The organism is Patiriisocius sp. Uisw_047, assembly GCF_047730165.1.
GTDB lineage: Bacteria > Bacteroidota > Bacteroidia > Flavobacteriales > Flavobacteriaceae > Patiriisocius.
Window position 1 is genome coordinate 1,866,353 of the sequence record NZ_CP159834.1, and the last position, 15,876, is coordinate 1,882,228.

Consider the following 15,876-nt stretch of genomic DNA (forward strand, 5'->3'; position numbering starts at 1 on the left):
TATTTTAACTTCTTAATATTGCTTAAAAAATTCCCATATTTGATTATAAGCAACACTCTCTGTTTGTTCGTCGGTAAAGCCATGACCAGTATTTAATGCTATCAGATATTTTATTTCATGATTATCATCACAATTAGAGAATGTGAATGAATTTAAAACGGTATTTCCCCAATTAAGATCTTCTTGAATTGCAGTTGAATTGCAGTTGAAATGATTAGCCCAATTAAGAGCACTATTCTGCGCTGACATAAATGTTCCAACAGAACTTACCCCTCCATTTAAGGGAATTATGCCATCAACTTCTCCGTTAACCTGAAAAACAGACATTGCTTTAGTAGGTGTTAGATCTCCTGTACTTAAGATTTGTTGGCTAAAAAGAGGAGCTATAGCATTGAAATGACTTGTAGATTTCCCTAACAGGTTTACCATCCCCGAACCATTTGAAAAGCCTATGGCGTACGCTTTGGATGTGTCTATTAATGGAGAGGTTACTAATTGGTCGATAATTAAATCTACAAATTCTACATCATCAGCATTAGTAGGTTCAGAGCCTAAATTCCAAAACCCGCCATTACTTCCATTATTTGAATGTCCATTGGGAAAAACTCCAATAAATTCTTCAGAATTTATTAGTTCAATTATGTTGTTATTGTACAAGAAATCTTGTCCAGAACCTCCTGCTCCGTGAAAAAAGAATACAATTGGGTAAGATAACGAACTATTTAAATTTTGGGGTGTTTTTATATACACTAATCTTGGAACAGAATTTCCGTCAATTGTTTGATTAATCGTCATTTCATTTGTTCCACCTGTTAAATTTAAAATACCTGTTGTATCTACGATATCTGTTATCTTGTCGTCTTTGTTACAGCTTTGAATTAAGGTAATACAAAAAGCTATGATAATTATTTTTTTCATTTTATGTCCTTTTTTTATGTTATAACGTTTGGTGTATGATTCGTTGCGGCAAAATATGTGTTTAAAAATTAATGCTATACTTTAAAACTGGAATCAACCCATTTTGTTCGCTTTTGATGGTTACTATTCTGTTGGTTACTTCGTCAAAGAAGTAGTCTAGCTCAGTTGTATTTATTCTACTTGTTAGATTTTGGATATTGAGACTTAAATTGTGTGTGGTTTTTGTTTTATTCCATTGGTAATTAATGCCCAAATCAAAACGATAGTAAGCTTTTACTTTTTCTGTAAAAGGTGTGGTTGAGAAAACTTCGGTTTGGCCAGCTATAGAAGCCGCTTCATCAATTCCTGTAAAACGTTGGCCGCCAGCTAATACAAATTTAGCGTTTATGCCAAAGGTTTTATTGCCTTTTGTGCCAACTGCAAAATCTTTTCCGCTCAACAAATTAAATACATAATTTCCATTAAATCTCGTGTTTAAATAGTTGCCGTTGCCCACTTTGTATTTAGAATCGTATAATGATAGTGTAGATAAATAATAAAAGCCCTTATTTAAAAAACGTTCTAAGGTAAATTCTATTCCGTAATTACGTCCTTTACCATCATTAGTTAAAGGTGTTTCTGTAATTTCAAAAATATCAAATGATTGTGCATTTATTGCGTTATAACCAGTTTCTCCGCTATTATCAACAGGGATGTCAAATAAATGTTGATAGTAGGCTTCTGCCTTAAAAAGCGTGTTTTTATTTATGCGCCAGTTGTAACCTACTACATAATGCAACGCTTTAGATAATTTTAAATTGGTGTTCAGAAAATTTGTGTTAGTAGCGTCTTTTGTGAGATAGAGAGGTAATTGCTCAGCTCTACTATGTAAACCTGCGCCAAAACTAAGTGAATGGACATTATTTAGCTTGTAATTAAGACCTAATCTTGGCTCAATGGCACTGCTGTTGGTTTTGCCAAAGTGTAAAAAATGAAGCCCTGAATTTAAGGTAAAGTTTTCTGTCATTCTATATTTCCATTGCACATAACTCTGAAATACATTCGCTGTTCCATTTATTTCATCTTTTGACGTTGAAAGCGTACCGTCATCATTTTTGTCTGTAAAACTTAAAGTGTTTTTCTCTTTGAGATGGCTTAGCGTAAACCCACTTCGTAAGGTGTGTTTAGAATTAAATTTATGGTTTATAAAAGAGGATAAACGAAAGGCTTCACTTTTTGAATCAAATGATTCCGATTCTAAAGGGCCAACAACACCAGTGTTTTGGAATACATCGTTTTTCTTTGCATCATTTGACGAATACGTGATATTTGTTTTTAAATAGGTTTGGTCTTTTATAAAAACCCGGTGTCCTAAACCCGTAATAAAAGTGCTTTCATCACTTTCTGTTTTATTTGTAAAATTGTCAGTACTCGGGTTTCCGTCTATATCTTCATCCTCCGTTTCACTAGAATTTGATTTGTTTTTGCCCAATAATCCATAGAGATTAAAGGTTCCAAATTTTGTAGTAGGCAGATTTATGTTATAATTTAAATCTTGAAAAGTAGGGTTAAAACCATCTGTTAAGTTTAAGCCTAATTTTTCTAAAATACCTAAAGTAGAATACCTGTAATTAACAAGGTAAGAGGCTTTGCTTTTTTTACTAAAATACCCTTCAGTTGAAAACCCTAGACCTAGCACACCAGCATCAATTGTAGTTTCTCTTTTTTGATTATTACCTTTACGAAAGCGTAAATCAAAAACCCCAGCAATACCATTACCATATTCGGCAGGAAAAGCAGAAGTAAAAAAATCAGTTTTAGCTAACACGTTAGCACTTAACATACTTACAGAGCCTCCAGTTAACCGGGTGAAATGATTTGGATTTGGCACTTCTACGCCTTCTAATCTCCATAATAAGGTATTAGGCGAGTTACCTCTAATTACAATTTCATTGTTTAAATCGTCACCACCTCCTGTAACGCCTGCAAAATTTTGAACTTGCCTTGCTGGGTCGCCTATAGATGCAGCATATAGATTAGCTTGTTCTGGGTTTAAGGTGCGTGCGCTAACGGTAACAAACTCGTTGACGGTTATTTCTTTGCGTTTTTCGGCTACAATCAGAACTTCATCTAGCGCTGCAAAATTTTCTACTAAATTAATTTCTAAGACCACTTCTTTTCCTGCGGTTACATTAATATTGGGCAACGTAAAAGTTTCATAACCTACAAACGAAACGATAAGTGTTTGTTTACCAATTGGGACGTCACTTAATGTAAACTTTCCATTTTCATCAGAAATTACACCTAATATTGGATTGCTGTTTTTTACAACAATAGTAGCAAAAGGAACGGTTTGTTTTGAATCTTTGTCGGTAATGGTTCCTCTAACGGTTTGTTGCGCTAAAAGCGCCATTGGTAACGTAAGGAATAAAGCATTTAAAAAAAATCTGAACATCATAAGTTTTATTGTTTGGCAAAAAAACGCACAATGTTATTTATTAGTGTTCAACTGGATAAAGTTGAACAACTAAGATTTCTTAAAAAATTACAACTTACTGATTATTAGTATTTTTATATTGTGTAGGTGTCATTCCAGATTGCTTTTTAAAGAGTGTATTAAAGGTGCTTTTAGAACCAAAACCGCCTTCAAGTGCGATACCTTCAATGCTTAAATGTTGCTTTTTGGGGTTTTTTAAAAGGGCTTTACAATAGTCAAATCTAAAATTATTGATGTAGTTGTAAAAATTTATATCATAATGTGAATTTATAACATATGATACTATGTGTGTTCTACTATTTAATTTATCTGCTAATAGATTTAGAGAAAGATTTTTGTTTAAATATGGCTTATCCTCTTTCATTACCTTTTCTAAATTATTGGCTATTTCAAGCATTAAATGTTCATCAATCAGCACTTCTTTTTTAGCGTAAATTTGTTCAGGAATTTCTTTTTCTGCCAAAACTTTGCCTTGCATTGTTAGGTCGAATATTTCTCTTTGCTGTACGATATGGAAACCACAAAAAAATAATATAAGAAATATAGCGATATCTGAAAAATTGATTAAGTAATATTGATTTGAGCTAAAATTGAAGACAACTTGAGCAATAAAAAGTATTGGAAAAACAAACATTAACTTATACAACCAGTTCAAATCTACACCTTGAGTATTTGCGTGAAAATTTAAAACATTTTTATGATGATTGATAAGCATTTTTACGACCCAATAAAATACAATTAGAGAATATATATATAAGCCAACAAGAAATATAAAATCTAAAGTATCAATAAAATTTTCTAACGCTAAAGAATAAGTTTCTGCCCAAATTGAAAACGTCCTAAAGATAGCTATAAAAAGAAAAGGTAGAAATAGTAAATAATGCTTTTTTAAGAAATTGGCAGGCGCATGTACAAAATGATATACTGCTATATAAAGGAATGAAGGAATTAGGATTATGGTGTTTTCTAATATATTAATTGCATATAACCAAATCCATTTTTCTGAAATATATTCTCCAACATCTGTGGAAATAAAAAGGATAGCTAAAACACCAAAAAGCATAGCTAAGTAGCTGTTTGCATTTTTATTAATTCTGTAACTTTGAGAAAAGGCTACAAAAGTTAGCATTAACGAAGCACCTATTCGTATAAGAGATAAGTATAAATCCATTTTATTTTTGTGAGACAATCAGGTTTTTCAAACAATTCAACGTCAAATTTTTTTCAATATTGTTTTTGGCACCTTGTTTAATAACGGGATGTTTTGTATGTGTTACAACGGATTGGTGTAAAAATAGTAAGCGGTAAATTCCGCAGGAATTTTCTACTTAGGACTGAAAGATAGCAAATCTGCTTTGAATTTCGCAGAAATTCGCTGACGTGCTTATTGTTTTTACACCTTGTTGTAAGTAGGAACTCCCACGCGAGTAAGAAGGTTTCCCTCCATAGAGATTGGTTGCGTCTGAGTGAATGTCCGCGTTATATTTGTTTAAAGGGGAATGGCCTTTGGAATCAGATCTGTATTTCTGTCCGCTGCGAATTATATGCATTTTTGCACACAATATTTTTTTGAGTTCTTGCTTACAACAATAGTATATAGAACATTATGTTCTATATAGACCCAATATAGGATATATATAACATATGTTATATATATCTTTTATATAATTTTTTTTAAGAATCGAGCGGATTCTTTATTTCCTTGAACGTGGTCGTGGCAACGTGTGTGTATATTTCAGTTGTTTTGCTAGAACTATGACCCAATAAAACCTGAATTTGTCTCAAGTCTACACCAGCTTCTAATAAATGCGTGGCAAAACTATGCCGAAGCATATGAGGCGTTACCGGAACCTTAATACCCGCTTTTATTGCCGCATTGACAACTATTTTACCAATACTTTGCCCAGAGTATTGCTTGCCATATAATCCCTCTACAATATACTTTTCGGGTTTCCACTGTTTATAATAGTCCCGCAAATCTTCTAATAAAGAATGTGATAACAGGGTATAGCGATCTTTATTCCCTTTTGCTGCCTCAACGCGTATTAACATTCGTTTACTATCAATATCAGTGATTTTTAAATTTATTAATTCATTTCTGCGTATTCCAGAAGAATATAAAAGGCTTACAACACATTTGTGTTTTAAGTTATTAGTGTGGGCAATAATATTCAGAACATCTTCTTTAGAAAGTACTTTAGGTAATTTTTTTTCTTTCCTAGGCCTTTCTATTTTGTAAAACCTATTAGGCATCCCTAACACAGATTCGTAATAAAACTTGATGCTATTAATAGCAGAGTTTATATAAGAATTGGATTTGTCTTCTTGAACCAGCTTTAATAAATACTGTCTAACATCATTTTCGTCAATAGAAACTAAATCTTTAGTATGGTAATAATTAATAAAAGTTTCAAACGAAGAAACATATGTTTTCACCGTATTATTGGCATATTTTCTAAGTTCTAATTTGTCTAAATAACTAGTAGGACACACGCGATACGTTGCCGGAAGTTCCCTTTTTCTTAACCACGTAATATCTATAGGGCCATTAGTTTCTTTTACATGACTATTGTCAAAGAAATAATTGCAATTAACCCAAACAACACCATTAAATGTTTTGAATATTAAATCAAGATGTTCTTTAGTATTTAAAATATAGGCCATACTAAAACGGGTACTCCATTTTACATCTGGTAACTGTTTAACCAGCGCATGAATTACCTTATCCGTATTAAATTGTAGCCCTATAAAACGCTCTTCTTTAATTAAAAGATGTTTTAAAGTCACACTCCTGCCAGTATCCATAAGTATCTTTTTTGCCAAATTAGAAGATATAAATGATTTAATTGTATCTTAATCGAATAATGTTCGAATAGGCATTCACTTAATTTCTTTTGAAATGAGAATACAAAAACACTGCAAGCATTGTGATGAAGAATTATTCGGTAGATCAGATAAAAAATACTGCAATCTGCACTGTAAAAGCGCGTACCAGTACCAACTGGCTAAAGAACAACCAGAACGATTTTATAATATCGTAGATAATCAATTAAAATTGAACCGTAAGATTCTTAAAGAGTTCAATAAAGGAGGTAAAGTAACCGTCCGGGCAGAACTAATAAATGAATTAGGTTTTAATGCCAATTTTTTCACGCATTTCTGGAAAAATCAAAAAGGAGAAGTGTACCTGTTTGTGTATGAGTATGGTTTTCTGAAAATAAAAGAACATACCAATGAAAAGTATGTTTTAGTGCGCTGGCAAGAATATATGCATAAGCCCAAAATGTAATGTAATAAATTTATGAGTCTTCAAAAACCTCTGCGCCACTTACCGGATCTACATACATTACGTTACCGTCCCAAAGTAGCACCATCGTTGCGCGAGAAATTGGGTTGATCTAAAAATTCGTGATATTCTCATCTATTTTCTGCACTTCTTCACTGCCTACCGTTTCAGCAGTCTGCTCTTTATTCTTAGCGTCATTACAGCCGAGTGCTAAGTTGGCTATAAAGCATAGGATGAGTATCTTTTTCATATTTTTTCTGATATTAAAGCTTCATTATCGGTTAGAATACACGTACTCTAATTCATTTTCAGTACTGTTACAGTAGCGTTAAAGGTTTATTGATGTATGCTTTATGTTGCAAAAAGACGTACAGCCAATACCTAGACAATATCACCTATTAATGCTTATTACAGATGGCTGTAAACCATCTTTATGTTACTCCGTTTGTAAGGATTATCAGCCGGAATAGGAACTTCAATAAACCCTACTTTTTTATAGATGTAAATTGCATTTTCTAAAAGTGTATTGGAGTAGAGATACAATTCTTTAAAGTTGTTTTCATCAGCAAATTCTAGGCAATAATTCATTAATTTTTGTCCTATCTTATTTCCTCTTTGTGAGGAGAGCACAGCCATTTTTGTAAGCTCAAAAATACCTTCGCCTCTTTTTAAAAGGGCTACAGTGCCTAGCACTTGTTCATCGTCAACAAATGAAAAGATATGTCCGCCAGGTGAAATAATATAACGATCTGGATTACTCAAAACCTCTTTGTCATAAGGCTCTACATAAAAATAGGTCTCTAACCATGCTATGTTTAAGTCATAAAATGCTTGAGCAAATTTTGTATCAAAAGGGACTATTTTCATGTGCGTACTATAATTAATTTTGATGTTACCAGATGCTTGAGAGACCCTAAAGCCATCCCAGTACTTTTTTTACCCAGAAATCACATCACTCACTAAATAAGAAATCACTTTCCCAACTTGATTAGGGAATAACTCAAATGCAGGAGCACCTTCACAGATATGTACATACGCGCAGTTTTTATTGCTACTGAAATGTTTAGTAAACGAACGCGCATCTGCTACAGAAAATCCCACAGGATTCATGGCGCTACTGCCCATATTTGCAATCGCATCGAGATCTATCTCAAGCCCAAAATGATCATCACAAATAAAGTTATCAGCTTCTATGGTCGCTTGCATAATACTAGAGCCTCGCGATAACATCATATGTTCAAACCAAGCTATCTTTATAGTGCCTTGAGATTTTTCTATTCGGTCAATTATTTCTTGAGAGGTGTAGTTCCTATGCAAACCAAAAATGTAATACTTGTCTAAAAATCCATCCTCTTTTGCATAGCTAAAACCATTCCCGCTGTGTCTATGTTCTAAAGGTCTAAAATCGCTGTGGGCGTCAAAGTTTATGACAGAAATGGGCTTGTTTAGGGCTTGTGATGTTCCTTTAATATTTCCGAAGGCATTGTTATGACCCCCTCCTATAATGATAGGTGTTTTTCCGGCAGTCACAATAGTCTGTATAACTTCTACCACTTTATGGTCAATGCGCTCCACGAGTGCTCCCAGTTTCTCAGCAGCTCCGTCTGTTGTGATTTCTAACAGTGATGCTTCTTCCATCTCAAGACGACAATCAATCTCCCCAAAAACTAAGGCATTTTTAAGCCTGCTCTTTTCTGTATGTTGTATGTTGCAATAGCTGTTTAAAAAAGCGTTCCAAGCTAAAGAAGTACCCGCTTTTCCGTGATTTGCTTTGACGCCTATGTCTTCTGGGATTCCAATAATCACATATAGAGACGCGCTGTCTTTTAATTCGACTTCTTGAGAAAGCACAGGAATAACTTCGCCAGCTTTTACCTCACCATCTCTCTTATTTGTGTGAGCAAGCAAGTCTTCTCTTGTGTATCTAATTAAGTGCGTCATGAAATTAGTTTTCCTTTAATAATAACAGATTCTATACAGTTACTACCAAAAGCGTAGGGCAAAAACCCATAGCTTGGGATGGGTTTTGTGATGATCAAGTTGGCCACTTTCCCTTTTGTGATAGTACCATGTGTTTCGCTAAGTCCCATCGCATATGCACCATTAATCGTGGCAGCATTGATAGCCTCTTCTGGAGTGAGCTTCATTTTTATACAAGCCGTGGCAACTACAAAATTCATATTTCCGCTAGGAGTAGACCCTGGATTATAATCTGTCGCTAGCGCTAACGGAAGTCCAGCCTCAATTAAATCACGCCCTGGTGTATAAGGTATACTCAAAAAATAGGAACAGGAGGGTAATGCCACAGGCATCGTTTCACTACCTGTAAGAGCGTCAATATCTGCAGCTGTCAAAACCTCCAGATGATCTACACTCAAGGCATTGTATTTTACACCAGCAGCAACACCACCTATAGCATTAAATTGATTCACATGTATTTTAGGGAGGAGTCCGTGCTTTTTTGCTGCTTCCAATAATCGCTCTGTATCTGCTACCGTAAAATAGCCGTCCTCGCAAAAGATGTCTACAAAGTCTGCTAGGTTTGCTTCAGAAATTTTCTCGAGCATTTCGCCACAGACAAGATCCATATACCCCTCTTTATTATCCTTGTACTCAGCAGGAACAGCGTGCGCTCCCAGAAATGTGGTTTTTACAGCAATAGGGTAGTTGGTCGCTAGTTTTTTTGCGACACGTAGCATTTTCATTTCTGCCGCTGTAGTGAGACCGTAACCGCTCTTTATTTCGATCGCTCCTGTACCCAGACGCATTACTTCTTCCAGTCTTTTTGCAGATTGATTGTAAAGGGCCTCTTCTGTAGTTTCTTGTAGTTTTTTAGCGCTGTTGAGGATTCCGCCACCATTTGCGGCAATCTCTTGGTAGCTATGGCCTTTTATTCTATCTACAAATTCTTGCTCTCTATTGCCAGCGTACACAAGGTGCGTATGACTATCACACCAAGCAGGTAGCACTATTTTTCCCTTACAGTCTATCGTTTTAAAACCTTCTATAGCAGGAAGCGCATCCATAGAGCCATAATTCTTTATTTTGCCTTCTTGTACTAGAAGCCAAGCGTTTTTAAGGGTAGGCAGCGTTGCCATATCCTTACCAGCGACTTTTGATGGTGGATTCTCTCGCACCTGGAGTAATTCTTTTATGTTAAGGAGTAATAACTTCATCTCGTAAAGATATAAAAAAAGGCACGGTCAATAATTGTCTAAAGCAGTATCTTTATAGAGGAAAAAAATAGCATATGAAAAGATTAAATTTAGGCATTAATACAATTTGCGCGCACGTAGGTGAAGTAGAAGACACACAGTTTAAAGGCGCTATATCTCCATTGTTTATGGCAACGTCATATTCATATGATGGGATGGATACAAAAAGGTATCCACGTTGTTTTAATTCGCCTAATCAAGAGGCACTTGCTAAGAAAGTCGCGGCCTTAGAAAACTGCGAGGCTGCAATGATTTTTGGAAGCGGGATGGCAGCTATTAGCCACGCATTGCTAGGTTTGCTGCAACAAGGAGATCACGTGGTATTTCCAGAAACGATGTATGGAGGGGCCTATAATTTTATTGTAAAGGAGTTTCCTAAATATGGCATCGAGTTTAGCTTTACTCAAGGGTTTTCAAAAGAACATTTCCGAAGTGAAATAAAAGCAAACACAAAGCTCATCTATCTAGAAACACCTAGTAATCCTTTGATGAAAATTACCGATCTCGAGATGATTGCGCATCTTGCCAAAGAACACGATTGCATCACCATGATTGATAATACCTTTGCCAGCCCGATCAATCAAAATCCAACAGATTTTGGCATCGACATTGTGATGCATAGCGCGACCAAATATATGGGCGGACATAGCGATATAAGTGCGGGGACGATTTCTGGTTCGCAAGTGCATATGGATCAGATTTGGTCAACTTCAATAAACTTAGGAGGTCATTTAAGTGACTATACCGTGTGGTTATTAGAGCGAAGTATGAAAACAATGGCGCTGCGTGTAAAACGCCAAAGTAAAAATGCCAAGAAAATTGCAAAATGGTTAGAAAAACATGAGCAAGTGGCAAAAGTGTATTATCCAGGGCTCAAGTCGCACCCTGACTACGCGATAGCAAAAAAACAGATGAAGGGGTTTGGCGGTATGTTATCTTTTGAACTTAAAGAAGGCCTCGATTCCATCGCATTCATGCGTGCATTACACCTAGTTAAATATTCATTGAGTCTGGCAGGTGTAGAATCGACTATTTTATCTCCCGCAGAAACGTCACACTTTTTATTAGGCCCAGAAGAACGCAAAAAACAAGGCATAAGCGATGGTCTTCTTAGATTCTCTTCAGGAATCGAAGAAAAAGAGGACATCATCGCAGATTTAGAACAGGCATTTGCTAGTCTGTAAATAGTGAATTTGAATTTGAATAGTAGCAAGAACAAGAAACTTAAAAATATGAAACTAGACATACTAGCCATAGGCGCACATCCAGACGATGTAGAAATGAGCTGTGGAGGTACCATAGCAAAAGAAATAGCTAATGGTAAGAAAGTGGGAATCCTAGATCTAACTAGAGGAGAGCTAGGAACACGAGGTTCTGCAGAAATAAGAGATCAAGAATCAAAAAATGCTGCCGAAATTTTAGGCGTTCATATGCGTCAAAACTTAGCATTTGCAGATGGTTTTTTTGTGAATAATCACGCTTCTCAATTAGAGATTATCAAAGTGATCCGTAAATACAAACCAGAGATTGTTTTATGTAATGCAATAGATGATCGTCATATAGATCACTCAAAAGGGAGTAAGCTCGCTAGTGATGCTTGTTTTTTAAGTGGCTTGCGTAAAATTGAAACCATTCACGAAGGGAATCATCAACAAGAGTGGCGGCCTAAACTGGTGTATCATTATATACAATGGAAAGATATTGAACCAGATGTAGTTGTGGACGTTACCGGGTATATGGACATCAAGTTAAAATCAATCTTTGCCTATAAGAGTCAGTTTTTTGATGAAAATAGCAAAGAGCCATTGACACCTATCTCATCAAAAAACGCAAGTGATAGTATGGAGTATCGTAATAGAAATCTTGGAAGAATTATTGGTACTGAAGCTGCAGAAGGCTACACGGTAGAGCGTTATCCAGCCGTTGATTCTATTTTTGATTTAAAGTAGCCCCAAATAATTTTCATCAATTATTCTAAATTGCATTTAGTGTAAAATTTTTTCAAACTTTGTATTGTTCAAAGAATGCAATTGTTTTATATTTGCACCCGCTTAGGTTTTTTAAAACTTGAGTGATATTGCTAACTCCGTAAAAAGAGCGCTACATGGTGGTTGTAGCTCAGTTGGTTAGAGCGCTGGTTTGTGGTACCAGAGGTCGCCGGTTCGAACCCGGTCTTCCACCCATTAAAAGTCTTCCTGAAAAGGAGGACTTTTTCTATTTAAAGAATTTTGTAAAAAGGAGTACCCTCGTGCACTTTTTATTTTCAACTAAATCACTAGGCACTATCTTTGAGTATCTTTAAACACAAGATGTAAACCCCTTTCATGAGATACATATTTCTTCTTCTTTTTACGACACTAAGCTATGCTCAGCAAACAGATCAAGTAGACTTTTTAAATATACGTGCTTCTATAGCACCTAATATGGAGTCAAAGTCAGTAAAAGGAACTTTTCACACGGCATTCAAAATCCTAAAAACTACAGATTCTATTTATCTAAATGCGGTGCATATGACGCTAAGTGAAGATCTAAATAATAAAGGCGTCAAAACAAGAGCCACGGCAGATAAGATATGGATGACGCGTGATGGAGGTTTTACAGTAGGGCAAATCTATCAAGCAGATTTTAAGTATCAAGCCACTCCTAAACAGGCGCTTTACTTTGTAGAAGACCAAATCTGGACACAAGGACAAGGGAAGTACACTTCTCATTGGTTGCCGAGCATAGATGATATGAATGATAAGATTGAGTTTGATCTTGCTTTTAGCGTACCATTGGGTCAAACCGTTATATCAAATGGAAAGGTAATTGAAGACGACAATTTGAGGGATTCACTGGCAGTTCATTTTGAGATGAAAAAACCAATGTCCAGCTACTTAGTTGCCTTTGCTATGGGTGAATTCAAAAAGAAAGAATTGAAATCTGATAGCGGTCTTCCCATTGAGTTGTATTATCGCACTAGCGATTCTTCAAAAGTAGAAGCGACCTATCGCTACTCAAAAGATATTTTTGATTTTCTAGAAGCCAAAATAGCTGTGCCCTATCCTTGGCAAAATTATAAGCAAGTACCTGTTCGAGATTTCTTATATGCCGGCATGGAAAATACAGGATGCACTCTTTTTTCTGAGGCATTTCTCGTAGATGATATAGGCTTCAATGACAAAAATTATGTCAATGTGAATGCCCACGAACTCGCACATCAATGGTTTGGAAACCTAGTGACCGAGACAGAAAGTAAACACCATTGGCTACACGAGGGCTTTGCGACATACTATGCATTGCAGGCAGAGCGAGCCATTTTTGGCGAAGAGTATTATTACTGGAAACTCTATCAATCTGCAGAACAGTTGATGGCACTCAGTAACGAGGGCAAAGGGCAGTCATTGCTAAACCCAAAAGCATCTTCCCTTACGTTTTACCAAAAAGGCGCTTGGGCCTTGCATATACTAAATGAGACGATAGGGGATGAGGCATTTGATACCGCAATTAAAAGCTACCTTGAAAAGCATTCCTTCAGAAATGTGACGACAGTAGATTTTTTGAATGAAATTAAAGCAGCCTCGACTATTGATATTTCAGCGTGGGAAAAAGACTGGTTACTGCAGACGGCTTTTCAATCTAACGCGGTATATGAGTCTTTGCTTAAATCTTCTTTTATCACCCAATTGCTTGATATTATGAAATTGCGAGGGTTGCCTATTCTTGAAAAGAAAAATGAGTTGAACCGAGTGCTTACATTCCCTAATGATTTTATAGGGCAAGAAGCGATTATACAATTGCAAAATGAACCTTGGGATGCCGTAGCGTTTCTTTATAGAAAAGGGATGGCGAGTAATAACTTGTTTGTGCGACAAGCAATCGCTTCGCAGCTAGACAGAATACCAGATTCATTTAAAGCAGATTATGAGACCTTATTAGCCGATGACTCTTATGCGACCAAAGAAGCTGCATTGATTCATCTTGCGACAAATTTTCCTGAGTCTACACCAAAATATCTGACAAAAATAAAAGATGTAACGGGGTTTCAGAATAAAAATATACGGCAGTTATATCTCGCTTTTTCTTTGGCAACTGGTTCTAATGAGAAGCAAGAAAGAGAAGGATTAAAGCAGGAGCTTTTTGATTATGCTTCAAGTAGACACAGTTTTGAAATAAGAGAAATAGCTTTTGGCTATATCAACCAGCTCGGTCTTTGGAATGAGCAGGCGGTGCTTCATTTAATAAATGCCTGTACGCATCATTATTGGCGTTTTAGGAACGGAGCGCGTGAGCTACTAGATGCACAATTAGAGGTAAGTTCTTTTCGTAACATCTTACTAACTATTTACCCAAAATTATCACAAACAGATAAGGACTACCTTACCAGAATTAGTTTTATAATTTCAGAAGAAAAAAAATGAGAGCATTAGTAATATCTGGTGGTGGTAGTAAAGGAGCTTTTGCAGGAGGCGTAGCGCAATACTTGATGGAAGAGTTGCACTATGACTATGATTTATTTGTAGGGACTTCTACGGGGAGTTTGCTTATCTCGCACTTAGCATTGGGTAAGGTCGAGAAGATTAAAGAAATTTTTACTTCCGTAAACCAGAAGAGTATTTTTAGTAGCCAACCGTTTAAGGTTGTCAAAACGAAATATGGCCACAAAGAGATTAAAATAGATCACTGGACTGTAGGTCGCAACTTGTTAAAAGGAAAGAAAACCTTTGGAGAAAGTTTTAATCTAAGAAAATTAATAGCGAAGTCTTTTACAAAAGTAGAATTTGAAGCTTTAAAATTAAGCCATAAAGAAGTGGTAGTGACAGTATCTAACTTATCAATAAATCAAGTTGAATATAAGTCTATTAATGATTTTGAATATAAAGATTTTATAGACTGGATCTGGATTTCTTGCAATTATGTTCCGTTTATGAGCCTTGTTGTAAAAAACAGTTGTGAGTATGCAGATGGCGGGTTTGGGAGTATGGTTCCTATAGAAGAGGCCATTAATCGTGGTGCTACTATTGTAGATGTCGTGATTTTAGAAACAGATGTGACTCACTATAATAGTTTGCCTTCTACAAATGTGTTTTCACTATTAACTTCTTTACACGGGTTTATGTTTGACCGAGTGGAGAAGCAGAACATCCGCATTGGTAAGTTTGTGGCGAGTAATAAAAACGTGATTATCAATTTATATTACACGCCCACGGTGTTGACGACAAATTCGTTAGTTTTTGACAAAGCAATGATGACTAATTGGTGGCAATCTGGGATCAACTATGCGCGTCATAAAAATGCTGATCTCAGCGAGATACGCGCAGAAGACGATTAAAACAATTCTCCTATTTCTTTCTTAATATAGAGTAATGCCTTTTGTGACGGTGTAGCCTCGCCCATAAAATGATTTAATAAAGTCTCACGCAGCTTATCTGCGGTATCTACCTTCTCATTCATAGCAGCCTGGCGTATTGCTTGAATTGTTGCGTTTTTTGAGGTTTTTACTACACTCCAGGATTCTGCAGAGAGATATATTTGCTGGGTCAAGTTATGCTCATATTCTTTTTCAACACTACTTATAAGTTGCGATTCATATCGCTGTAGATCATTAGAGGTGGGTTTTATGCGTATTAAAAGACTATTAGGATCAACACGTTCAAGAAGCAAAGTCACGCGCTCAAAAGCCTGCAGTCGCAAAGGTAACACTTTACCCTGAGCCTCTTTATGAATCAAAAATCGACGTCTGCCTTCTTCATTATCTGTATGTGTTTTAAAAAAGACATAGGCAATTACACCTACGATAATCGCAGAAAGTAATGAGGCAAAATAAGGTAAAAGGGCATCCATAATTTATAGGTTTAGGGGTACAACAAACTTACAGTTCTTTTTATTGTTTGCAAAGTGAATACCCTTGGGAAGATAATTTTACTTAAAAAATAAAATAGTTGAAAGGCTTTTGAACCATTTTTAAGAATTCTGAACACCAAATACGTTTGTTACTTTTT

Annotated in this window: 14 protein-coding genes and 1 tRNA gene; 6 read left to right on the forward strand and 9 right to left on the reverse strand. The window is 35.8% G+C overall.

Annotation, left to right across the window (positions count from 1 at the left end; all coding sequences use genetic code 11):
* Positions 1 to 12: 12 nt before the first annotated feature.
* The 4 genes from ABXT71_RS08225 to xerA all read right to left on the reverse strand — a co-directional run bounded on the left by ABXT71_RS08225 (position 13) and on the right by xerA (position 6,199).
* Positions 13 to 918 (reverse strand): alpha/beta hydrolase family esterase, encoded by a 906-nt coding sequence (locus ABXT71_RS08225; protein ID WP_415370849.1) that lies wholly within the window; start codon positions 916 to 918, stop codon positions 13 to 15.
* Between the two features lie 61 nt (positions 919 to 979).
* Positions 980 to 3,355, reverse strand: a complete 2,376-nt coding sequence (locus tag ABXT71_RS08230) for a TonB-dependent receptor (RefSeq protein WP_415370850.1) — start codon at positions 3,353 to 3,355, stop codon at positions 980 to 982.
* A gap of 94 nt (positions 3,356 to 3,449) precedes the next feature.
* Positions 3,450 to 4,565, reverse strand: coding sequence for a helix-turn-helix domain-containing protein (locus ABXT71_RS08235; protein WP_415370851.1), 1,116 nt, complete (start codon positions 4,563 to 4,565; stop codon positions 3,450 to 3,452).
* Between the two features lie 503 nt (positions 4,566 to 5,068).
* Positions 5,069 to 6,199 (reverse strand): site-specific tyrosine recombinase/integron integrase, encoded by a 1,131-nt coding sequence (gene xerA, locus ABXT71_RS08240; RefSeq protein ID WP_415373086.1) that lies wholly within the window; start codon positions 6,197 to 6,199, stop codon positions 5,069 to 5,071.
* A 94-nt stretch (positions 6,200 to 6,293) separates the two neighbouring features.
* On the opposite strand from xerA, the gene ABXT71_RS08245 reads away from it, so the two are divergent.
* Complete coding sequence (locus ABXT71_RS08245) at positions 6,294 to 6,683, forward strand: hypothetical protein (RefSeq protein WP_415370852.1); 390 nt, start codon at positions 6,294 to 6,296, stop codon at positions 6,681 to 6,683.
* A gap of 109 nt (positions 6,684 to 6,792) precedes the next feature.
* Here ABXT71_RS08245 and ABXT71_RS08250 read toward each other — a convergent pair whose 3' ends face one another.
* The 4 genes from ABXT71_RS08250 to hutI form a co-directional block, all read right to left on the reverse strand.
* Positions 6,793 to 6,930: a hypothetical protein gene (locus ABXT71_RS08250; protein ID WP_415370853.1), complete on the reverse strand. Its 138-nt coding sequence runs from the start codon at positions 6,928 to 6,930 to the stop codon at positions 6,793 to 6,795.
* A gap of 158 nt (positions 6,931 to 7,088) precedes the next feature.
* A complete protein-coding gene (locus ABXT71_RS08255) occupies positions 7,089 to 7,547 on the reverse strand; it encodes a GNAT family N-acetyltransferase (RefSeq protein WP_415370854.1) in 459 nt (152 codons plus the stop codon).
* Positions 7,548 to 7,616: 69 nt separating this feature from the next.
* On the reverse strand, positions 7,617 to 8,621 hold the full coding sequence (locus ABXT71_RS08260; RefSeq protein ID WP_415370855.1) for a formimidoylglutamase: 1,005 nt from the start codon (positions 8,619 to 8,621) through the stop codon (positions 7,617 to 7,619).
* Positions 8,618 to 9,856 carry an imidazolonepropionase gene (gene hutI, locus ABXT71_RS08265; RefSeq protein WP_415370856.1) on the reverse strand — a complete coding sequence of 413 codons (1,239 nt, stop codon included), beginning with the start codon at positions 9,854 to 9,856 and terminating at the stop codon, positions 8,618 to 8,620. The genes ABXT71_RS08260 and hutI overlap by 4 nt, the downstream gene beginning before the upstream one ends.
* A gap of 74 nt (positions 9,857 to 9,930) precedes the next feature.
* On the opposite strand from hutI, the gene ABXT71_RS08270 reads away from it, so the two are divergent.
* From ABXT71_RS08270 to ABXT71_RS08290, 5 genes are all read left to right on the forward strand, one after another.
* A complete protein-coding gene (locus ABXT71_RS08270; protein WP_415370857.1) occupies positions 9,931 to 11,079 on the forward strand; it encodes a trans-sulfuration enzyme family protein in 1,149 nt (382 codons plus the stop codon).
* Positions 11,080 to 11,127: 48 nt separating this feature from the next.
* Positions 11,128 to 11,844: a bacillithiol biosynthesis deacetylase BshB1 gene (bshB1, locus tag ABXT71_RS08275; RefSeq protein ID WP_415370858.1), complete on the forward strand. Its 717-nt coding sequence runs from the start codon at positions 11,128 to 11,130 to the stop codon at positions 11,842 to 11,844.
* Positions 11,845 to 12,001: 157 nt separating this feature from the next.
* Positions 12,002 to 12,077 (forward strand) — tRNA-His (locus ABXT71_RS08280).
* A 142-nt stretch (positions 12,078 to 12,219) separates the two neighbouring features.
* The gene (locus tag ABXT71_RS08285) at positions 12,220 to 14,295 is read left to right on the forward strand and encodes a M1 family metallopeptidase (protein WP_415370859.1); all 2,076 of its coding nucleotides are present in this window, start codon (positions 12,220 to 12,222) and stop codon (positions 14,293 to 14,295) included.
* Complete coding sequence (locus ABXT71_RS08290) at positions 14,292 to 15,206, forward strand: patatin-like phospholipase family protein (RefSeq protein ID WP_415370860.1); 915 nt, start codon at positions 14,292 to 14,294, stop codon at positions 15,204 to 15,206. Before ABXT71_RS08285 ends, ABXT71_RS08290 begins: the two co-directional genes overlap by 4 nt.
* Here ABXT71_RS08290 and ABXT71_RS08295 read toward each other — a convergent pair.
* Positions 15,203 to 15,718: a hypothetical protein gene (locus ABXT71_RS08295; RefSeq protein WP_415370861.1), complete on the reverse strand. Its 516-nt coding sequence runs from the start codon at positions 15,716 to 15,718 to the stop codon at positions 15,203 to 15,205. The genes ABXT71_RS08290 and ABXT71_RS08295 overlap by 4 nt on opposite strands.
* Between the last annotated feature and the right edge of the window lie 158 nt (positions 15,719 to 15,876).